Annotated in this window: 28 protein-coding genes; 26 read left to right on the plus strand and 2 right to left on the minus strand. The window is 61.7% G+C overall.

Translation table 11 applies throughout. The annotated features are described in order from the left end of the window. The 20 genes from rplD to rpmD form a co-directional block, all read left to right on the plus strand. On the plus strand, positions 1 to 444 hold a 444-nt coding region (gene rplD / locus P1U48_RS16940), incomplete at its 5' end, for a 50S ribosomal protein L4 (RefSeq protein ID WP_301070336.1). Next, positions 441 to 737 carry a 50S ribosomal protein L23 gene (locus P1U48_RS16945; RefSeq protein ID WP_301070337.1) on the plus strand — a complete coding sequence of 99 codons (297 nt, stop codon included), beginning with the start codon at positions 441 to 443 and terminating at the stop codon, positions 735 to 737. The genes rplD and P1U48_RS16945, both read left to right, overlap by 4 nt. 557 nt (positions 738 to 1,294) lie before the next feature. Further along, positions 1,295 to 2,137 carry a 50S ribosomal protein L2 gene (gene rplB / locus P1U48_RS16950; protein WP_301070338.1) on the plus strand — a complete coding sequence of 281 codons (843 nt, stop codon included), beginning with the start codon at positions 1,295 to 1,297 and terminating at the stop codon, positions 2,135 to 2,137. A 3-nt stretch (positions 2,138 to 2,140) separates the two neighbouring features. After that, positions 2,141 to 2,419, plus strand: coding sequence for a 30S ribosomal protein S19 (gene rpsS, locus P1U48_RS16955; protein WP_301070339.1), 279 nt, complete (start codon positions 2,141 to 2,143; stop codon positions 2,417 to 2,419). Between the two features lie 3 nt (positions 2,420 to 2,422). Beyond that, complete coding sequence (gene rplV / locus P1U48_RS16960; RefSeq protein ID WP_301070340.1) at positions 2,423 to 2,803, plus strand: 50S ribosomal protein L22; 381 nt, start codon at positions 2,423 to 2,425, stop codon at positions 2,801 to 2,803. Continuing rightward, positions 2,803 to 3,519, plus strand: a complete 717-nt coding sequence (rpsC, locus tag P1U48_RS16965; protein WP_301070341.1) for a 30S ribosomal protein S3 — start codon at positions 2,803 to 2,805, stop codon at positions 3,517 to 3,519. Before rplV ends, rpsC begins: the two co-directional genes overlap by 1 nt. Positions 3,520 to 3,531: 12 nt before the next feature. Then, positions 3,532 to 3,945, plus strand: coding sequence for a 50S ribosomal protein L16 (rplP, locus tag P1U48_RS16970; protein WP_301070342.1), 414 nt, complete (start codon positions 3,532 to 3,534; stop codon positions 3,943 to 3,945). Between the two features lie 294 nt (positions 3,946 to 4,239). Further along, positions 4,240 to 5,055 carry a transglutaminase family protein gene (locus P1U48_RS16975; protein ID WP_301070373.1) on the plus strand — a complete coding sequence of 272 codons (816 nt, stop codon included), beginning with the start codon at positions 4,240 to 4,242 and terminating at the stop codon, positions 5,053 to 5,055. Positions 5,056 to 5,136: 81 nt separating this feature from the next. Next, the gene (locus P1U48_RS16980) at positions 5,137 to 5,757 is read left to right on the plus strand and encodes a TIGR02466 family protein (RefSeq protein WP_301070343.1); all 621 of its coding nucleotides are present in this window, start codon (positions 5,137 to 5,139) and stop codon (positions 5,755 to 5,757) included. 206 nt (positions 5,758 to 5,963) lie between these two features. After that, the gene (rpmC, locus tag P1U48_RS16985; protein WP_301070345.1) at positions 5,964 to 6,164 is read left to right on the plus strand and encodes a 50S ribosomal protein L29; all 201 of its coding nucleotides are present in this window, start codon (positions 5,964 to 5,966) and stop codon (positions 6,162 to 6,164) included. Positions 6,165 to 6,170: 6 nt separating this feature from the next. Continuing rightward, positions 6,171 to 6,401 carry a 30S ribosomal protein S17 gene (gene rpsQ / locus P1U48_RS16990; RefSeq protein ID WP_301070346.1) on the plus strand — a complete coding sequence of 77 codons (231 nt, stop codon included), beginning with the start codon at positions 6,171 to 6,173 and terminating at the stop codon, positions 6,399 to 6,401. Positions 6,402 to 6,473: 72 nt separating this feature from the next. Next, positions 6,474 to 6,842, plus strand: coding sequence for a 50S ribosomal protein L14 (rplN, locus tag P1U48_RS16995; RefSeq protein ID WP_301070348.1), 369 nt, complete (start codon positions 6,474 to 6,476; stop codon positions 6,840 to 6,842). Further along, positions 6,842 to 7,147 (plus strand): 50S ribosomal protein L24, encoded by a 306-nt coding sequence (gene rplX, locus P1U48_RS17000; RefSeq protein WP_301070349.1) that lies wholly within the window; start codon positions 6,842 to 6,844, stop codon positions 7,145 to 7,147. The genes rplN and rplX overlap by 1 nt, the downstream gene beginning before the upstream one ends. Next, positions 7,147 to 7,710 carry a 50S ribosomal protein L5 gene (rplE, locus tag P1U48_RS17005; RefSeq protein WP_301070350.1) on the plus strand — a complete coding sequence of 188 codons (564 nt, stop codon included), beginning with the start codon at positions 7,147 to 7,149 and terminating at the stop codon, positions 7,708 to 7,710. The genes rplX and rplE overlap by 1 nt, the downstream gene beginning before the upstream one ends. Before the next feature lie 21 nt (positions 7,711 to 7,731). After that, positions 7,732 to 8,037, plus strand: a complete 306-nt coding sequence (gene rpsN, locus P1U48_RS17010; RefSeq protein WP_301070351.1) for a 30S ribosomal protein S14 — start codon at positions 7,732 to 7,734, stop codon at positions 8,035 to 8,037. A gap of 14 nt (positions 8,038 to 8,051) precedes the next feature. Further along, entirely contained in the window at positions 8,052 to 8,444 is a 393-nt protein-coding gene (gene rpsH / locus P1U48_RS17015) for a 30S ribosomal protein S8 (RefSeq protein ID WP_301070353.1), read from the plus strand. 10 nt (positions 8,445 to 8,454) lie between these two features. Next, entirely contained in the window at positions 8,455 to 8,988 is a 534-nt protein-coding gene (gene rplF / locus P1U48_RS17020; RefSeq protein ID WP_301070355.1) for a 50S ribosomal protein L6, read from the plus strand. 11 nt (positions 8,989 to 8,999) lie between these two features. Then, on the plus strand, positions 9,000 to 9,359 hold the full coding sequence (gene rplR, locus P1U48_RS17025; protein WP_301070356.1) for a 50S ribosomal protein L18: 360 nt from the start codon (positions 9,000 to 9,002) through the stop codon (positions 9,357 to 9,359). A 138-nt stretch (positions 9,360 to 9,497) separates the two neighbouring features. Next, the gene (gene rpsE, locus P1U48_RS17030; protein WP_301070357.1) at positions 9,498 to 10,070 is read left to right on the plus strand and encodes a 30S ribosomal protein S5; all 573 of its coding nucleotides are present in this window, start codon (positions 9,498 to 9,500) and stop codon (positions 10,068 to 10,070) included. Positions 10,071 to 10,075: 5 nt separating this feature from the next. Continuing rightward, on the plus strand, positions 10,076 to 10,261 hold the full coding sequence (gene rpmD / locus P1U48_RS17035; protein ID WP_301070359.1) for a 50S ribosomal protein L30: 186 nt from the start codon (positions 10,076 to 10,078) through the stop codon (positions 10,259 to 10,261). 381 nt (positions 10,262 to 10,642) lie between these two features. Here rpmD and P1U48_RS17040 read toward each other — a convergent pair whose 3' ends face one another. Both P1U48_RS17040 and P1U48_RS17045 read right to left on the minus strand, forming a co-directional pair. Next, complete coding sequence (locus P1U48_RS17040; protein ID WP_301070360.1) at positions 10,643 to 11,401, minus strand: vWA domain-containing protein; 759 nt, start codon at positions 11,399 to 11,401, stop codon at positions 10,643 to 10,645. Between the two features lie 54 nt (positions 11,402 to 11,455). Then, positions 11,456 to 12,769: a DEAD/DEAH box helicase gene (locus P1U48_RS17045; protein ID WP_301070362.1), complete on the minus strand. Its 1,314-nt coding sequence runs from the start codon at positions 12,767 to 12,769 to the stop codon at positions 11,456 to 11,458. Positions 12,770 to 13,262: 493 nt separating this feature from the next. Here P1U48_RS17045 and rplO point away from each other — a divergent pair, with 493 nt between their 5' ends. From rplO to P1U48_RS17075, 6 genes are all read left to right on the plus strand, one after another. Next, positions 13,263 to 13,736 (plus strand): 50S ribosomal protein L15, encoded by a 474-nt coding sequence (rplO, locus tag P1U48_RS17050; RefSeq protein WP_301070363.1) that lies wholly within the window; start codon positions 13,263 to 13,265, stop codon positions 13,734 to 13,736. A 109-nt stretch (positions 13,737 to 13,845) separates the two neighbouring features. Beyond that, positions 13,846 to 15,207 (plus strand): preprotein translocase subunit SecY, encoded by a 1,362-nt coding sequence (gene secY, locus P1U48_RS17055; protein WP_301070365.1) that lies wholly within the window; start codon positions 13,846 to 13,848, stop codon positions 15,205 to 15,207. Continuing rightward, entirely contained in the window at positions 15,204 to 15,848 is a 645-nt protein-coding gene (locus P1U48_RS17060) for an adenylate kinase (RefSeq protein ID WP_301070366.1), read from the plus strand. The genes secY and P1U48_RS17060 overlap by 4 nt, the downstream gene beginning before the upstream one ends. Before the next feature lie 276 nt (positions 15,849 to 16,124). Further along, a complete protein-coding gene (gene rpsM, locus P1U48_RS17065; protein ID WP_301070368.1) occupies positions 16,125 to 16,493 on the plus strand; it encodes a 30S ribosomal protein S13 in 369 nt (122 codons plus the stop codon). A gap of 15 nt (positions 16,494 to 16,508) precedes the next feature. Further along, positions 16,509 to 16,901, plus strand: a complete 393-nt coding sequence (gene rpsK / locus P1U48_RS17070; RefSeq protein WP_301070370.1) for a 30S ribosomal protein S11 — start codon at positions 16,509 to 16,511, stop codon at positions 16,899 to 16,901. A 115-nt stretch (positions 16,902 to 17,016) separates the two neighbouring features. After that, a partial coding sequence (locus P1U48_RS17075) for a DNA-directed RNA polymerase subunit alpha (protein WP_301070372.1) occupies positions 17,017 to 17,926 on the plus strand: 910 nt, incomplete at its 3' end.

Here is a 17,926-nt window from a genome sequence, read left to right on the forward strand (position 1 = left end):
TCGACCAAGAAGATCTATCGCCAGAAGGGCACCGGCGGCGCACGCCACGGTGACCGCAACGCGCCGATCTTCCGCAAAGGTGGTATCTACAAGGGCCCGACACCGCGCAGCCATGCGCATGATCTGCCCAAGAAGGTCCGCCAGCTGGGTCTCAAGCACGCGCTCAGCGCCAAGCTGAAGGAAGGCTCGCTGGTCATCATTGATGTCGCGACCTCCGAAGGCAAAACCGCGGCTCTGGCCAAACAGGTCAAGAACCTGGGTTGGAAGCGCGCCCTGATCATCGACGGGGCCGAGGTCAACGAAGCCTTTGCCCGCGCCGCAGCCAATATCGACGGTCTGGATATCCTGCCGACGATGGGTGCGAACGTCTATGACATCCTGCGCCGTGACACCCTGGTGATCACCAAAGCCGGGATCGAAGCACTGGAGGCTCGGTTGAAATGAACGCGAAAGCAGAACATTACGACGTGATCCGCAAGCCGATCATCACCGAAAAAGCGACCATGGCCTCTGAGGCCAATGCGGTGGTTTTCGAAGTGGCGATCGCGGCCAACAAGCCGCAGATCAAGGAAGCCGTCGAGGCGCTGTTCAATGTCAAGGTGAAGGCGGTCAACACCTCCATCACCAAAGGCAAGGTCAAGCGTTTCAGGGGCATGCTCGGCACCCGCAAGGATGTCAAGAAAGCCTACGTGACGCTTGAAGAAGGCAACACGATCGACGTCAGCACCGGTCTCTGACCCAAGCTGTCGCGACGTGAGTGATTGGAAAGGCCCCTGCCTGTGCGGGGGCCTTTCGCATTTCGATTGTGGCCCCGGCGTGGAGACAAGGCCGCAGGCCGCCACGCCAGAGACGACGCGCCCCTATGCGGCGGCTCTCTGGTTCAGCCTGGCCCGGCCTCTGCGGTCTTTCGGATGTGTCACGATAAAGCGCACCCGTTCGGCGGGCGGAGAGCCACCGCGCGCGCCGTCTCTGGCGGGGCTTGTGCGTACGCCCTGGCGTTGGCGTGGATGTGGCGCGATACAGCGCACCCGTTCGAGCGTCTGAGCGCCACCGCGGGCGCCGACTCTGGCGCGGCGGGGCGTTTAACCTGCCGAATGCGGCGCCGGGCGCTTGACCCCACCCCATCCATCCCCTAAACGACCCCATCGACAAGCCCCGGATTCGTCCGGGGCTCTGTCTTTGTTCGCAAGAACATCCAAGCCGGGGACCTTCGGGGCCCTATAAATCGATCACCTCCGGGGGGTCATCATATAGCGGCCCAACCGGCCGCACTGCTAAACGGAAGACAGAAAGCATGGCACTCAAGTCGTATAAGCCAACGACGCCGGGCCAGCGCGGGCTGGTGCTGATCGACCGTTCGGAGCTGTATAAAGGACGCCCCGTCAAGGCCCTCACCGAAGGTCTGACGAAGAACGGCGGCCGGAATAACACCGGACGGATCACGATGCGCCGCAAGGGCGGCGGGGCGAAACGCCTCTATCGGATCGTTGATTTCAAACGTAACAAACGTGACGTCGAAGCCGTCGTCGTTCGGATCGAATATGACCCGAACCGCACCGCCTTCATCGCGTTGGTTCAATACATGGACGGCGAGCAGGCCTATATCCTGGCCCCGCAACGTCTGGGCGTCGGCGACAAGGTTGTCGCCAGCGAAAAAGCCGATATCAAGCCGGGCAACGCAATGCCGTTCAGCGGCATGCCGATCGGTACGATCATCCACAACATCGAATTGAAACCGGGCAAGGGCGGCCAGATCGCACGCGCCGCGGGCACCTATGCCCAGTTCGTCGGTCGCGATGGCGGTTACGCGCAAATTCGCCTGTCCTCGGGCGAATTGCGGCTGGTGCGGCAGGAATGCCTGGCCACGGTCGGCGCGGTCAGCAACCCCGACAATTCCAACCAGAACTTCGGCAAAGCCGGCCGGATGCGTCACAAAGGTATCCGCCCCTCGGTGCGTGGTGTCGTGATGAACCCGGTCGATCACCCGCATGGTGGTGGTGAAGGTCGGACCTCTGGTGGTCGTCACCCGGTCAGCCCATGGGGCAAACCGACCAAGGGTGCTCGCACCCGGAACAAGAACAAAGCGTCGCAAAAGCTGATCATCCGCTCGCGTCACGCCAAGAAGAAGGGGCGCTAATAGATGTCTCGCTCTGTTTGGAAAGGCCCCTTTGTCGACGCTTACGTGCTGAAAAAAGCCGAAGCGTCGCGCGAATCCGGGCGCAACGAAGTTATCAAGATCTGGTCGCGCCGCTCGACGATCCTGCCCCAGTTCGTGGGTCTGACGTTTGGTGTCTACAACGGCCGCAAACATATCCCCGTCAACGTCTCTGAGGACATGATTGGTCAGAAGTTCGGTGAGTATTCGCCGACGCGGACCTATTTCGGTCATGCGGCAGACAAAAAAGCGAAGCGGAAGTAAGCCATGAGCAAGGACAAAAATCCCCGCCGCGTGGCCGACAACGAAGCAATGGCAAAACTGCGCATGCTTCGCACCAGCCCGCAGAAACTGAACCTCGTCGCACAGCTGATCCGCGGCAAGAAGGTGGACAAGGCTCTGTCCGATCTCACCTTCTCCAAGAAACGGATCTCTGAGGATGTGAAGAAATGTCTTCAATCCGCCATCGCCAATGCCGAGAACAACCACAACCTGGACGTCGATGAACTGATCGTCGCCGAGGCCTATGTGGGCAAGAACCTCGTCATGAAACGTGGCCGCCCGCGTGCCCGTGGCCGCTATGGCAAGATCATGAAGCCGTTTTCGGAACTCACAATCCTGGTGCGCCAGATCGAGGAGCAAGCCTGATGGGTCATAAAGTCAATCCGATCGGTATGCGCCTGCAGGTCAACCGCACCTGGGACAGCCGCTGGTATGCCGACACCAAGGATTACGGGAATCTTCTGCTGGAAGACATCCGGATCCGCGAATTCATCGGCAAGGAATGCAAGCAGGCGGGTATCGCCCGTGTGATCATCGAACGCCCGCACAAAAAGTGCCGGGTGACGATCCACACCGCGCGTCCCGGCGTGATCATCGGCAAAAAAGGCGCCGATATCGAAGTGCTGCGCAAAAAGCTGGCGTCGATGACCGACAGCGAAGTGCATCTGAACATCGTCGAAGTCCGCAAGCCGGAGATGGACGCGCAATTGGTGGCTGAAAGCATCAGCCAACAGCTTGAGCGTCGGGTGTCGTTCCGTCGGGCGATGAAACGCTCGGTTCAGAACGCCATGCGCATGGGGGCCCTGGGCATCCGTGTCAACGTCGCCGGTCGTCTGGGCGGCGCGGAAATCGCCCGTACCGAATGGTATCGCGAAGGCCGGGTGCCGCTGCATACGCTGCGCGCCGACATCGACTATGCCCAATCCGAAGGCATGACCGCCTATGGGATCATCGGGATCAAGGTCTGGATCTTCAAAGGCGAGATCATGGAACATGATCCGCAGGCGCGCGATCGCCGCCAGCAAGAGATCCAGGACGGCCCGGCACCACGTGGTGCTGGTGGCGGCCGCCGCGATCGGTAAGGAGAGAAAACAATGCTTCAACCGAAACGTTCCCGCTTTCGCAAGCAGTTCAAGGGGCGCATTCATGGCGTCGCCAAGGGCGGCTCGGACCTCAACTTTGGCACCTATGGGCTGAAATCGATCGAACCTGAGCGTGTCACCGCCCGGCAGATCGAAGCCGCGCGTCGTGCCCTGACCCGGCACATGAAACGCCAGGGCCGTGTCTGGATCCGGATTTTCCCGGATCTGCCGGTGACATCCAAACCCACCGAAGTTCGGATGGGTAAAGGTAAAGGCTCGGTCGATTACTGGGCTTGCAAGGTCAAACCCGGTCGGATCATGTTCGAGATCGACGGCGTTGCCGAAGACATCGCACGCGAAGGCCTGCGACTGGCGGCAATGAAACTGCCGGTCAAGACCCGGATCGTGGTCCGCGAAGACTGGTAATTGGCGCGGCGGGGCATTCCCCGACCGACAGAATACCGACCCCCGGCGCGCAAGCGGCGGGGGTTTTCTTTGGCGCGCGACCCGGGCGAGGCGGCCGCACCTGCTCTGGCCGGGACCATGGACCGGCGGATTGGGTGTCCAAGCCAAAGGACAACCTGCACCGGTCGCGCCGCAATTTTGATCACCGGCAGAGAAAGCCGGGTTCGCACGACATTTCCCGGTCTTTGCGTTAGGCTTCGCCTGTCGCCTTGCCGATAATGGCCGCCGGCGACACCAAATCGAAAGTTCCTCATGATGCGTTTGCAACTGGGGTGCCGGCTCAGCTACAGCCTGCCCGCCCCGACCCCGATGATCCTGCTGCTGACCGTGCACCATTCCCGGGCCAGCGACCTTGAACGACCGGACCTTCTGATCACATCGCCGTCGGTCCCGGTCGAAAGTTACCGCGACGGGTTCGGCAATTGGTGCAACCGGCTGTTGGCACCGCAGGGCGACTTCGAGGTCTCGACCGAAGGCATAGTGCGCGATTCCGGCGATCCGGATCCCGTCGATTGGACTGCCGAGCAACATGCGGTCGAAACCTTGCCGACCGATGTGCTGACGTTTCTGCTTCCCAGCCGCTATTGCGAAACCGACCTGCTGACCAATTTCGCATGGTCGAGGTTTGGCAATGGGCCGGTGGGTTGGGGCCGGGTTCAGGCGGTTTGCGATTTCGTGCATGACCATGTCCGCTTTGGCTATGAGCATTCGCGCGCCACGAGGACAGCAGCCGAGACGCTGAACGAAGGCGTCGGCGTGTGCCGCGATTTCGCGCATCTTGCGGTCGCGCTGTGCCGGTGCCTGAACATTCCCGCCAAATATTGCACCGGCTATGTCAGCGACATCAATCAGCAGCCACCGCATGGCCCGAATGATTTCGCCGGCTGGATGGAGGTCTATCTGGGCGGTCGCTGGTGGGTCTTTGATCCGCGCAACAACCGCCCCACCTATGGCCGGGTGCTGATCGCCCAGGGCCGAGACGCCGCCGACGTGCCGCTGACCCATAGTTTCGGGTTCCATGAGTTGCGGGATTTCCGCGTCTGGATTGACAGGGCCGAGGCAACCGGCTGATCGGGCCTGTTCTGTGCAGGCGCGGGGCTGAACGGGCAGACACCACTCGCCGCGCGTGCGGGTCTGCGATATGACCGGGGCATGTCCCAGATTGAGTCGCTCTTTGCCACCCGCCTGTACCGCGCCGAACTGCAAGAGTTCGGCGCCCCCATCGACGCAGCCGAACTGGAAGGTTCGTGCTATTCCATCGCCGAGGATGATGAGGCCGGGCAGACCTGGTGCGAGGACAACAGCTATCCCGGCTACACCTCCTATGCCTCGCTCACCGATCTGCCCTGGCGGTTTCCGATCTTTGCCGATCTGGTCACGGTGCTGGATCAGCATGTCGCCGCCTTTGCCGAGGATCTGCAATTCGATCTCGGCGACAAGGCGCTGCAGCTTGAGGACCTCTGGATCAACATCCTGCCCGAGGGCGGCACCCATGCCAGCCACATCCACCCGCATTCGGTGATTTCCGGCACCACCTATGTGGCAATGCCGGACGGCGCCAGCGCGCTGAAGCTTGAGGATCCGCGGCTGCCGATGATGATGGCCGCGCCGCCGCGCCGCAAGGACGCCCGCAACGAGCTGCGCAGCTTTATCTATGCCGCACCAAAGATCGGCGAGGTGCTGCTCTGGGAAAGCTGGCTGCGCCACGAGGTGCCGGTGAACATGTCCGAGGACGACCGGATCTCAGTGAGTTTCAACTACAGCTGGGGGTAGGGCGAAGCCGATCTCTTGCGCCATAAGCGCGACGTTGTTTTGGCCGGGGCCAGGGTCTGAATCGACGGTGGGCACAGGCAGTGATGCGATGGGGGTTGCCAGCCTCCGACTTCCCGCCTATACGGCCAGCTTCACCACGTACTCCATCGGACTCAGGGTGACCCTTTGAGGGGGCCTGCCGGTGATGTTGAAAAGGAAAAGAGAGCATGAGCGCTCAAGACTTTCGGGATAAGACCCCGGATCAGCTCCGTGAGGAGCTGGCCAATCTGAAGAAAGAGCAGTTCAACCTGCGCTTTCAACAGGCCACTGGCCAACTGGAAAACCCTGCGCGGATGCGTCAGGCCCGCCGCGATGCGGCCCGGGTCAAGACCATCCTGAACGAAAAAGCCAAAGCGGCCGCGGAGTAACACCAGATGCCCAAACGTATTCTTACCGGCGTCGTCACCTCGGACGCCAACGCCCAGACCGTCACCGTGTCGGTGGAACGCCGCTTCACGCACCCGGTTCTGAAGAAAACCATTCGTAAGTCCAAGAAATACCGGGCGCACGATGAACGGAACACCTTTAAGGTGGGGGACGCCGTCCGCATTCAGGAATGCGCACCCAAGTCCAAGACGAAACGCTGGGAAGTGATCGCCGAGTAGGGCGCGCTTACCAGTGCAAACGAAACCCTGGGGACATGGCAATGATGCCCCCCAAAGGTCGGGAGAAACCAAATGATCCAGATGCAGACCAATCTGGATGTCGCTGACAACTCCGGCGCTCGCCGAGTTCAGTGCATCAAGGTTCTGGGTGGCTCCAAGCGTAGATACGCATCCGTGGGCGACGTTATCGTCGTCTCGGTCAAGGAAGCCATCCCGCGCGGCCGCGTGAAAAAAGGCGACGTGCGCAAAGCCGTCGTCGTGCGCACCGCCAAAGAGGTCCGTCGCGAAGACGGCACCGCGATTCGTTTCGATCGCAATGCCGCCGTCATCCTGAACAACAACAACGAACCGATCGGCACCCGTATCTTCGGGCCGGTGGTACGTGAGCTGCGCGCGAAGAACTTCATGAAGATCATCTCGCTTGCGCCGGAGGTGCTGTAATGGCTGCCAAACTCCGCAAGGGCGACAAGGTCGTCATTCTGACCGGCAAAGACAAAGGTCAGACCGGTGAGATCGAAAGCGTCGATCCCAAGGCCGGCAAGGCCGTGGTCGGGGGGCTGAACATGGCCATCCGTCACACCCGCCAAAGTCAGACCGACCAGGGTGGTCGGGTGCCCAAGGCGATGCCGATCCAATTGTCCAATCTCGCCATCGTCGATGGCAACGGCAAGGCAACCCGTGTCGGGTTCCGCGTCGAAGGTGACAAGAAAGTGCGCTTTGCCAAAACCACGGGGGACGTGATCTGATGCTCGACACTTCCAATTACACCCCGCGCCTCAAGGCGGCCTACAAGGACACGATCCGGGCCGCTATGAAAGAGGAATTCGGCTATAAGAACGACATGCAGATCCCGCGTCTGGACAAGATCGTCCTGAACATCGGCTGCGGTGCCGAGGCCGTGCGCGACAGCAAGAAAGCCAAATCAGCCCAGGATGACCTGACGCTGATCGCTGGCCAGAAGGCGGTTGTCACCAAGGCCAAGAACTCGATCGCCGGGTTCCGGGTGCGCGAAGATATGCCGCTGGGCACCAAGGTCACCCTGCGCGGCGACCGGATGTATGATTTTCTCGATCGTCTGATCACCGTGGCAATGCCACGTATCCGTGACTTTCGCGGCGTCTCCGGCAAATCGTTCGATGGTCGCGGCAACTATGCCATGGGCCTCAAGGAACACATCGTCTTTCCCGAGATCAACTTCGACAAGGTCGATGAGATGTGGGGCATGGACATCGTGATCGCAACCACCGCGAATACCGACGCGGAAGCAAAGGCGCTGTTGAAAGCTTTCAACATGCCTTTCACCAGCTGATCGCGAGAGGGAGTTTAGACAATGGCTAAAAAATCCATGATCGAGCGCGAGAAGAAGCGCGAAAAATTGGTCAAGAAGTTCGCCGCCAAGCGCGCCGCGCTGAAAGAGATCGTCAACGACCAGTCCAAGCCGATGGAGGAGCGGTTCCGCGCCTCGATGAAGCTGGCCGAGCTGCCGCGCAACTCGTCCGCGACCCGTCTCCACAACCGCTGTCAGCTGACCGGTCGCCCGCATGCTTACTATCGTAAGCTGAAGGTGTCGCGGATCATGCTGCGGGAACTTGGCTCTGCGGGCCAAATCCCCGGCCTCGTGAAATCCAGCTGGTAAGGAGGGTATAAGATATGAACGATCCTATCGGCGATATGCTGACCCGCATCCGCAACAGCCAGATGCGCGGCAAATCCATCGTCTCGACCCCAGCGTCAAAGCTGCGGGCCTGGGTGCTGGATGTGCTTGCGGACGAAGGCTATATCCGCGGCTATGAAAAAAGCTCTGACGTCAACGGTCATCCGACCCTTGAAATCAGCCTGAAATATTTCGATGGCACCCCTGTCATTCGCGAGATCAAACGGGTTTCGACCCCCGGTCGCCGCGTCTACGTGGGTGTTAAGGACATCCCGTCGGTCCGTCAGGGCCTGGGTGTGTCGATTGTCAGCACGCCCAGAGGCGTGATGTCGGATGCTGCTGCCCGCTCTGCCAATGTTGGTGGAGAGGTCATCTGCACCGTCTTCTGAGGAGGGGTATATGTCTCGTATCGGCAAACAACCCGTCGACCTGCCCGCAGGTGTTACCGCATCGCTGTCAGGCCAGACGATCGAAGTGAAGGGGCCCAAGGGCACCCACAGCTTCACCGCCACCGATGATGTCACGATCACCATCGGCGACCAATCCATCGCGGTGACCCCGCGTGGCAAATCCAAACGCGCGCGCCAGCAATGGGGCATGTCGCGGACCATGGTCGCCAATCTGGTGCAGGGCGTCTCTGCTGGTTTCAAGCGCGAGCTTGAGATCAACGGCGTCGGCTATCGTGCCCAGGCCCAGGGCAACAACCTGAAACTGAACCTCGGCTATAGCCATGAGGTTGCGTTCCAGGTGCCCGCAGGGATCACCGTCACCACGCCCAAGCCGACCGAAGTGGTCGTCGAAGGCACCGATGCACAGCTCGTCGGCCAAGTCGCGGCCAATATCCGCGAATGGCGTCGCCCGGAGCCCTACAAGGGCAAGGGCATCAAGTACAAAGACGAGTATATCTTCCGTAAGGAAGGCAAGAAGAAATAAGGACGGCGAACATGGCAATCAGCAAACGCACACTGTTCCTCAAGCGCCGTCTGCGCAATCGGAACAAACTCCGCAAGGTGAACGCCGGACGGCTTCGTCTTTCGGTCCACCGCTCGAACAAGAACATCAGCGCTCAGCTGATCGACGATGTGAACGGCGTTACTCTGGCCTCGGCTTCCTCGCTCGAAAAAGATCTGGGTGTGGTCGGCAAGAACAACATCGAGGCGGCCCAAAAGGTCGGCTCGGCGATTGCCGAACGCGCCAAGAAAGCAGGCGTCGAAGAGGCCTATTTCGACCGTGGCGGCTTTTTGTTCCACGGCAAGATCAAGGCTCTGGCCGACGCCGCGCGTGAAGGCGGCTTGAGGATCTAACGGTGGGGCGCGTGGGTGACACGCGCCTTGCCTTCGAAATGGTGGGCGCTTCGGCGCTCCGATGATCCGGGACCGCGCTGGCGGTCACCTGGATTGGCAAACCGGGCGCCCGCGCCCATGACGAATGAAGGAGAGCCAATGGCTCGTGATGACAACCGTAGGGGCCGCGACCGCGACGAAAGCCCGGAATTCGCCGATCGCCTGGTGGCGATCAACCGTGTGTCGAAAACCGTCAAGGGCGGCAAACGCTTCGGCTTTGCTGCGCTGGTCGTTGTTGGTGACCAAAAGGGCCGTGTCGGCTTCGGCAAGGGCAAGGCCAAAGAGGTTCCCGAGGCGATCCGCAAGGCCACCGAGCAAGCCAAGCGCCAGATGATCCGGGTGCCGCTGCGCGAAGGCCGCACCCTGCACCACGACATGGAAGGCCGCCACGGCGCTGGTAAGGTCGTGATGCGCACCGCGCCGCACGGGACCGGGATCATCGCCGGTGGTCCGATGCGTGCCGTGTTCGAAATGCTGGGCATTCACGATGTGGTCGCCAAGTCGATCGGCTCGCAGAACCCTTACAACATGATCCGCGCCACCCTGAACGGCCTGACCAAGGGCTCCAGCCCGCGGATGGTTGCGCAGCGTCGCGGCAAGAAAGTTGCCGATATCCTGCCCAAGCGTGAAGACGCCCCGGCGGAATCGTCGCAAGTCGCTGAGGAGGCCTGATCAACATGGCAACCATCGTCGTCAAACAGATCGGCTCGCCGATCCGCCGCCCCGCCAAACAGCGCCAGACGCTGATCGGCCTGGGCCTGAACAAGATGCACAAGACCCGCGAGCTTGAGGACACCCCTTCGGTCCGCGGCATGATCCGCAAGATCCCGCATCTGGTCGAGATTGTCGAAGAAAAGGCCTGAGGCCTGACGATCGGCGGGATCACCTGCCACAGGAAACAAAACGCCCCGCTCCACAAGGATCGGGGCGTTTTTGGTTTTCCAAACAGATTTCTTTACAAATGATTAAGATTGATTAACGTGAAATCCAATTGGCGGATTTTTCCGCCCAAAACTATCCAATTTGAAATGTGATAATTGTAGGGTGGAGCTTGTGCGTTTCGTCGCATCATTGATCTGTATGTCTTGGTTCTCCGTTGCCGATACCGCCGTCGCTGCGGTGGCAAGCGGGGTCGCGCTGCCGCCGGACTCCTCTGTCGTCTCGCATGGCGGCGGATGCCGGAAAAGTTCACCGCCCGGCAAGTGCTGTCATATGGAAAAGCGGGTCGGCAAGGTGCATTGCCACTAGCCTGGTGCGCGACCTGACAGCTTCGCCGTTGCGGTCAGCGATCTGCCCAGACCGCCAATCAACGGACACCCCAGCGTGCTGCGCATCGCTTCGACCAGCTCCTCCAGGGTTTCGGCCCTGACGAAGGTTCCGCCGGTCTTGTCGGCGAGGCAGCGGGCGACGCTGTCGGCCCCGGCGCGTTGTTCCGGGTTGTTCCAGGTCCAGTAATCCACCGAGGCACGAAAGCCGATGACGTGGACAACCAGGTCGGCGCCGTCCTCGGCCAGGGCCTGGCCGAGGGCGCAGGGGTGGCCGCCGCAGGTTTCATTGCCATCGGTGACCAGCACCACGAGTCCGGGGCTGCTGCGATAGGCCAACACCTCGGCGGCGGCCTGGACGGCGGCGGTCAGCGGGGTCAGCCCGTCGGGGCGCAGCGCCGCCACCGCATCAACCACCGGGGTGGCGGCCTCGGCAATCGGGGCAAAGCGCAGATCAAAGCCGGAACAGGCCGTCGTACCGCCCGGGCCATAGATCAGCAGCCCGATCCGGCGCAGCGCTGCGATGCCGGGCATCACCTGGGCCAGCGCCCGGCGGGCCTCTTCGATCCGGGTTGCCTCGGACTGGTCAAAGCCGATTTCCGCCATCGAGGCGGAGCCGTCGAACACCAGCATCGCATCGGCGGCGCAGCCGGGCATCGCCGGGGCAGGCGGTGCGGCTGTCAAGCTCAGCGACAGCGCGGCAAGGCCAGGCGCCAGATGTGCAAAGGGGCGGTGCATGTCGCCATGTCACACCGCCCCCCGGCAAATTGCAAATGAACTCTGCGCCTGCGCTCAGGCGGCGTTGACGCGGTTTCTGGACCGGTTCGGACGCCGGGCCTTGGCCGGTTTGCCCTGCGCACCGCCGCCAAAGCCCTGACCGCGCCGTGCGCCGCCCGGCTTGCCACCGCCACCGCCGCCACCCGGGCGACCACCGCGACCACGGCCGCCGGATTTGCCACGCGAGGTGTCTTCGGAGGGCGCCCAAGAGGCGCCGCTGGCCACCGGGATCTCCTTGCCCAGCAGTTTCTGGATATCGCGCAGCTCTGACATTTCCGCCGGGGCGCAATAGGCAATCGCGGTGCCCTCGCGACCGGCACGGGCGGTGCGCCCGATCCGGTGGACGTAATTGTCGGGCACGTTCGGCAGGTCGTAATTATAGACGTAGCGGACCGAAGGAATGTCGATGCCGCGCGCCGCGACATCGGTGGCGACAAGCACCATCACATCACCGCTCTTGAAGGACGACAGGGCGCGGTCGCGCTGACCCTGGCTTTTGTTGCCATGCACCGAAGCGGCGGCGTAGCCAGCGTTGTTCAGCGATTTCAACAGCTTTTCGGCACCGTGTTTGGTGCGAGAAAACACCAGAGCGGCCTCTTCGCGGTGCAGGTCCAGATGTTCGATCAGCATCCCGGTTTTCTGCGCCTGGGCGACGAAATGCAGCGATTGCTCGATCTTTTCGATCGGCTTGCCCGGCGGAGCGGTTTCAACCCGCACCGGATTGGTCAGATAGGCGCTGGAGAGTTCCGACATCTGTTTCGGCATGGTCGCCGAAAACAGCATGGTCTGACGCTCGGCGCGCAGCAGGGGGGCGATCCGGCGCAATGCGTGGATGAAGCCGAGGTCGAGCATCTGGTCGGCCTCGTCCAGCACCAGGAATTCGGTCTGGTCCAGGCGCACGGCGCGCCGGTCGATCAAGTCGATCAACCGGCCCGGGGTGGCGACCAGCAGGTCGGTGCCGCGTTGGAGCTTCTGGATCTGGGCGTTGATCGAAACCCCGCCAACCACCAAGGCGATGCGCACCGCGGTGCCGTCGGCATAGGCGCGCAGGTTGTCGAGGATCTGTTTGGCCAGTTCGCGGGTCGGCGCCAGAATCAGGCCGCGTGCGGTTTTCGCCTCGGGCCGGCCCTCCATCCGCATGATCGCGGTGAGCAGCGGCAGGCCAAAGGCGGCGGTCTTGCCGGTGCCGGTCTGGGCCAGGCCCATGACGTCGCGGCCGTTCATCGCATGCGGAATCGCCTGCGTCTGGATCGGGGTGGGGTCGGTGATGCCAAGTTTTTGCAAATTGGCGGAGAGACGGGGCGGCAGCCCCAGCATGTCAAAGTCCAAAGAATAAATATCCTGTGTCAGCGGGCGGCACGATGCCACCCGCGGGCAAGCGGGCATGGCCCGGTCAGGGGCGCTGCGTCACTCGTTGGGTTCCGCACAGAAACCACCCCGGGGCCGGATTGCCGCCAAAGCCGTCTGCGCGTCTGACCCCCCGCGTGAAATGGGAACCATATGGAAAGGAAAGTGCCGGTCGGCCAAAGCGGGCCGGTCGAACTGCTCACGCGGCAGTGTCGGCACTGGCTGGCATATGGGGGGCCGGGGCGCCGATGTCAACGGTTTTCGCCGCAACGCCGCATTTCGCGGCTGGTTTGGCGCGGTGATCGGGCCCCGGCGTCACGGTTGAGCCCGCTTGCGTGCCGCCCTGGGATCGCCTATACGCCCCCGGTGGCCCGCTGGGGCCGAGTCTGTCTTGGGCCGTCTTAGGCCATAACCAAAAAATGCCGCGTCCCTCTCGCATCGCTTCGGAGAGGTGTTCCGGCCAAGGAGAAGCGATATGAAACTGAATGAACTGCGCGACAATCCCGGCGCAACCAAAGCCAGAAAACGCGTCGCTCGCGGCCCCGGTTCGGGCACGGGCAAGACCGCTGGTCGCGGTATCAAGGGTCAGAAATCCCGTTCGGGCGTGGCGATCAAGGGCTACGAGGGCGGTCAAATGCCGCTCTACCAACGTCTGCCCAAGCGCGGCTTTACCAAGCCGAACCGCAAGCAATTCGCCGTCATCAACCTTGGCCTGATCGCCAAGTTCATTGAGACCGGCAAGCTGGACGCCAGCGCCACCATCACCGAAGATGTCCTGGTGGCAACCGGCGCGCTGCGCCGCAAACTGGATGGTGTGCGGGTTCTGGCCAAGGGTGAAATCGCCACCAAGGTGGCGATCGAAGTAACCGGCGCATCGAAAGCGGCGATCGAAGCCGTCGAAAAAGCTGGCGGCTCACTGACAGTCACGGCAGCGGCAACCGCCGAATAAGAGGTTGTGGGCAGCTCTGGCGCTGCTTACATACCGTCAAGTTTCCAATGACGCCGCCGGACCGGGAAACGGACCCGGCGGCGTTCACGCATGAAAAGAGAGCCCGCGCATGGTATCTGCAGCAGAACAGATGGCGGCCAACACCAGCTGGGCCGCGCTCGGCAAGGCCACGGAACTGCGCCAACGGATTATATTCACGATCATCCTTCTGATCGTTTATCGACTTGGCACGTTCATTCCCGTCCCCGGCATTGACGGCGCATCACTGCGCGAGTTCATGGAGGGCGCAGGCGCCGGGCTTGGCGGCATCCTGACCATGTTCACCGGCGGCGCCCTGGGCCGCATGGGCATTTTTGCCCTCGGGATCATGCCCTATATCTCGGCCTCGATCATTGTGCAGCTTCTGGGGTCGATGGTCCCGGCGCTTGAGCAGCTCAAGAAAGAGGGCGAGCAGGGCCGCAAGAAGATGAACCAGTATACCCGCTGGGGCACCGTGGCTCTGGCGACGATGCAGGCCTATGGCCTCGCGGTGTCACTGGAAGCCGGTGAGCTGGTCACCGATCCCGGCCTGTTCTTTCGGGTGTCCTGCCTGATCACCCTGGTCGGCGGCACCATGTTCCTGATGTGGCTGGGCGAACAGATCACCCAGCGCGGCATCGGCAACGGCATCTCGCTGATTATCTTTGTCGGCATCATCGCCGAGGTTCCGGCGGCGCTGGCGCAGTTCTTCGCTTCGGGCCGTTCCGGCGCGATCAGCCCGGCGGTGATCGTCGGCGTGATCCTGATGGTGGTCGCGGTGATCGCCTTCGTGGTGTTCATGGAACGCTCGCTGCGCAAGATCCATATTCAATACCCGCGCCGTCAGGTCGGCATGAAGGTCTATGACGGCGGATCAAGCCATCTGCCGGTCAAGGTCAACCCGGCGGGCGTGATCCCGGCGATCTTTGCCAGCTCGCTGCTGCTGCTGCCGGTCACCATCTCGACCTTCTCGGGCAATCAGACCGGCCCGGTGATGTCGACGATCCTGGCCTATTTCGGCCCCGGACAGCCGCTCTATCTGCTGTTCTTTGTCGGCATGATCGTGTTCTTTGCCTATTTCTACACCTTCAACGTGGCGTTCAAACCCGATGAGGTGGCCGACAACCTGAAGAACCAGAACGGCTTTGTCCCCGGGATCCGGCCGGGCAAGCGGACGGCGGAATATCTGGAATATGTGGTCAACCGGGTGCTGGTTCTGGGCTCGGCCTATCTGGCGGCGGTCTGTCTGTTGCCCGAGATTCTGCGCAGCACCTTCGCGATTCCATTCTATTTCGGCGGCACCTCGGTGCTGATCGTGGTTTCGGTGACCATGGATACAATCGAGCAGGTGCACAGCCATCTGCAGGCGCATCAATATGAAAGCTTGATCGAAAAGTCGCGGCTGCGTGGCAAGGGTCGCAAACGCGCGCGGAAAGGGACGGCACGGCGATGAACATTATACTTCTCGGACCGCCGGGCGCGGGCAAAGGCACCCAGGCACGGACCCTGGTCGAAACCCGCAAGATGATCCAGCTGTCCACCGGTGACATGCTGCGCGAGGCGCGCAGCTCGGGCACCGAGATGGGCAAGGTCGTGGCAGCGGTGATGGATCGCGGCGGTCTGGTGACCGATGAAATCGTGATCGGGCTGATCCGCGAAAAGTTAGAGGGCGACAAACAGGGCGGTTTCATCTTTGATGGCTTCCCGCGCACCTTGGCTCAGGCAGATGCCCTGGCCGAACTGCTGGCCGAAAAGTCCGAAACCCTGGATGCGGTGATCGAGATGCGTGTCGATGACGCGGCGCTGGTGGCACGGATTGCCGGACGGTCAACCTGCGGCAGCTGTGGTGAGGTCTATAACGACACCAGCCGCCCGATCCCGGCGGACGGACATTGCGAAAACTGCGGCGGCACCGAATTCAAGCGCCGGGCCGATGACAATGAGGAAAGCCTCAAGGTCCGGCTGATGGAATATTACAAAAAGACCTCGCCGCTGATTGGCTATTACTATGCCAAGGGTCAGCTGAAATCGGTGGATGGCCTGGCGTCGATGGAAGATGTCGAAGCTGAAATCGCCGCAATTCTGGATGCTTGACCCCGAAAATCGGGCGGGTGAGCAAACCCTTTCCGGCGTTTGTCTGGCGCCGGGATTCTCCGGGGCAGGCGGGCGCGGCGACCACATGGTCTTGACGCCCCATCCGAATCCCAATAAAGCGCACCATCCCGAGAGGGAATGACCGTTTGCCAATGGGGTCGCGCCCTGGCGGCAAGATCACCTGATCGACGAATGGCCCGTGGTGAAACGCCTCGGGCCTCAGTTGTGAAAAAAGGTTCCGGGGCTACGGAACCGCAACAAAAAGGAACAGCACACGTGGCACGTATTGCCGGCGTAAATATCCCGACTGCGAAGCGGGTTCCCATCGCCCTCACCTATATCACCGGTATTGGCCAAGCCTCTGCCAAAACCATTTGCGACGCGGTCGGTATCGACCATGCGCGCCGGGTCAACGAATTGTCTGATGCCGAAGTGCTGTCGATCCGCGAGCATATCGACGCGAATTTCACCGTCGAAGGTGACCTGCGCCGTGAAACGCAGATGAACATCAAGCGTCTGATGGATCTGGGCTGCTACCGCGGCCTGCGCCATCGTCGCAACCTCCCGGTGCGCGGTCAGCGCACGCATACCAATGCGCGCACGCGCAAAGGTCCGGCGCGCGCAATCGCCGGCAAGAAGAAGTAAGGGAGGCACAGCACAATGGCACGAGATACCCGCCGTGGGGGCAAGAAAAAGGTCTCCAAGAACATCGCCGCTGGCGTGGCGCATGTGAACTCTTCGTTCAACAACACCAAAATCCTGATTTCCGACGTGCAAGGCAATGCGATCGCCTGGTCGTCGGCTGGTACCATGGGGTTCAAGGGGTCGCGCAAATCGACCCCCTATGCCGCCCAGATGGCCGCTGAAGACGCGGGCAAAAAGGCGCAGGAACATGGCGTCAAGACGCTGGAAGTCGAAGTGCAGGGCCCCGGTTCCGGTCGGGAATCGGCACTGCGCGCTTTGGCGGCTGTCGGGTTGAACATCACCTCGATCCGGGACGTCACCCCGATCGCACATAACGGATGCCGCCCGCCCAAGCGCCGGCGCGTCTGATTCAGGCCAACGGCTTTCCGGTGGCCGCGCCGAGGCGCGGTCGCCGATTCGTCATTCACCCTCGGGCGTTGCGGGATTGGGACATGGTTCCGCGACAGGAATTGAGGAGACACGCATGATCCATAAGAACTGGGCCGAACTGATCAAGCCGACGCAGCTTGACGTCAAGCCGGGTAATGACCCGTTGAAACTGGCCACCGTGGTGGCAGAACCGCTTGAGCGCGGCTTTGGCCTGACGCTGGGCAACGCGCTGCGCCGGGTGCTGATGTCGTCGCTGCAGGGCGCGGCCATCACTTCGGTGCAGATCGACAATGTGCTGCACGAATTCTCCAGCGTGGCCGGGGTGCGCGAAGATGTTACCGACATCGTGCTGAACCTCAAAGGCATTTCGATCCGGATGGAAATCGAAGGGCCGAAGCGCCTGTCGATCAACGCCAAGGGACCGGGCGTCGTCACCGCCGGGGATATCGTCGAAACTGCCGGGATCGAAATCCTGAACAAGGACCATGTGGTCTGCCACCTCGACGAGGGCGCCGATCTGTTCATGGAGCTGACCGTCAATTCCGGCAAAGGCTATGTCGCCGCCGACAAGAACCGGCCCGAGGATGCGCCGATCGGCCTGATCCCGATCGATGCGATCTATTCGCCGATCAAACGGGTGTCCTATGACGTGCAGCCGACCCGTGAGGGCCAGGTTCTGGATTACGACAAGCTGACCATGAAGGTGGAAACCGACGGCTCGCTGACCCCGGATGACGCGGTCGCCTTTGCCGCGCGGATCCTGCAGGATCAGCTGTCGATCTTTGTCAATTTCGACGAACCGGAATCGGCCAACCGTCAGGACGATGACGACGGCCTGGAGTTCAACCCGCTGTTGCTGAAGAAAGTCGACGAGTTGGAATTGTCGGTGCGCTCGGCCAACTGCCTGAAGAACGACAACATCGTTTATATTGGCGATTTGATCCAAAAAACCGAAGCCGAGATGCTGCGCACCCCGAACTTCGGCCGCAAGTCGCTGAACGAGA

Source organism: Pseudooceanicola sp. (assembly GCF_029213205.1).
Classification (GTDB): Bacteria; Pseudomonadota; Alphaproteobacteria; order Rhodobacterales; family Rhodobacteraceae; genus Pseudooceanicola.

What these genes read in the sequence shown, in the direction of transcription:
- P1U48_RS16945 (WP_301070337.1), top strand. Translation starts at nt 441, where the DNA reads ATGAACGCGAAAGCAGAACATTACGACGTGATCCGCAAGCCGATCATC.
- rplB (WP_301070338.1), top strand. Translation starts at nt 1,295, where the DNA reads ATGGCACTCAAGTCGTATAAGCCAACGACGCCGGGCCAGCGCGGGCTG.
- rpsS (WP_301070339.1), top strand. Translation starts at nt 2,141, where the DNA reads ATGTCTCGCTCTGTTTGGAAAGGCCCCTTTGTCGACGCTTACGTGCTG.
- rplV (WP_301070340.1), top strand. Translation starts at nt 2,423, where the DNA reads ATGAGCAAGGACAAAAATCCCCGCCGCGTGGCCGACAACGAAGCAATG.
- rpsC (WP_301070341.1), top strand. Translation starts at nt 2,803, where the DNA reads ATGGGTCATAAAGTCAATCCGATCGGTATGCGCCTGCAGGTCAACCGC.
- rplP (WP_301070342.1), top strand. Translation starts at nt 3,532, where the DNA reads ATGCTTCAACCGAAACGTTCCCGCTTTCGCAAGCAGTTCAAGGGGCGC.
- P1U48_RS16975 (WP_301070373.1), top strand. Translation starts at nt 4,240, where the DNA reads ATGCGTTTGCAACTGGGGTGCCGGCTCAGCTACAGCCTGCCCGCCCCG.
- P1U48_RS16980 (WP_301070343.1), top strand. Translation starts at nt 5,137, where the DNA reads ATGTCCCAGATTGAGTCGCTCTTTGCCACCCGCCTGTACCGCGCCGAA.
- rpmC (WP_301070345.1), top strand. Translation starts at nt 5,964, where the DNA reads ATGAGCGCTCAAGACTTTCGGGATAAGACCCCGGATCAGCTCCGTGAG.
- rpsQ (WP_301070346.1), top strand. Translation starts at nt 6,171, where the DNA reads ATGCCCAAACGTATTCTTACCGGCGTCGTCACCTCGGACGCCAACGCC.
- rplN (WP_301070348.1), top strand. Translation starts at nt 6,474, where the DNA reads ATGATCCAGATGCAGACCAATCTGGATGTCGCTGACAACTCCGGCGCT.
- rplX (WP_301070349.1), top strand. Translation starts at nt 6,842, where the DNA reads ATGGCTGCCAAACTCCGCAAGGGCGACAAGGTCGTCATTCTGACCGGC.
- rplE (WP_301070350.1), top strand. Translation starts at nt 7,147, where the DNA reads ATGCTCGACACTTCCAATTACACCCCGCGCCTCAAGGCGGCCTACAAG.
- rpsN (WP_301070351.1), top strand. Translation starts at nt 7,732, where the DNA reads ATGGCTAAAAAATCCATGATCGAGCGCGAGAAGAAGCGCGAAAAATTG.
- rpsH (WP_301070353.1), top strand. Translation starts at nt 8,052, where the DNA reads ATGAACGATCCTATCGGCGATATGCTGACCCGCATCCGCAACAGCCAG.
- rplF (WP_301070355.1), top strand. Translation starts at nt 8,455, where the DNA reads ATGTCTCGTATCGGCAAACAACCCGTCGACCTGCCCGCAGGTGTTACC.
- rplR (WP_301070356.1), top strand. Translation starts at nt 9,000, where the DNA reads ATGGCAATCAGCAAACGCACACTGTTCCTCAAGCGCCGTCTGCGCAAT.
- rpsE (WP_301070357.1), top strand. Translation starts at nt 9,498, where the DNA reads ATGGCTCGTGATGACAACCGTAGGGGCCGCGACCGCGACGAAAGCCCG.
- rpmD (WP_301070359.1), top strand. Translation starts at nt 10,076, where the DNA reads ATGGCAACCATCGTCGTCAAACAGATCGGCTCGCCGATCCGCCGCCCC.
- P1U48_RS17040 (WP_301070360.1), bottom strand. Translation starts at nt 11,401, where the DNA reads ATGCACCGCCCCTTTGCACATCTGGCGCCTGGCCTTGCCGCGCTGTCG.
- rplO (WP_301070363.1), top strand. Translation starts at nt 13,263, where the DNA reads ATGAAACTGAATGAACTGCGCGACAATCCCGGCGCAACCAAAGCCAGA.
- secY (WP_301070365.1), top strand. Translation starts at nt 13,846, where the DNA reads ATGGTATCTGCAGCAGAACAGATGGCGGCCAACACCAGCTGGGCCGCG.
- P1U48_RS17060 (WP_301070366.1), top strand. Translation starts at nt 15,204, where the DNA reads ATGAACATTATACTTCTCGGACCGCCGGGCGCGGGCAAAGGCACCCAG.
- rpsK (WP_301070370.1), top strand. Translation starts at nt 16,509, where the DNA reads ATGGCACGAGATACCCGCCGTGGGGGCAAGAAAAAGGTCTCCAAGAAC.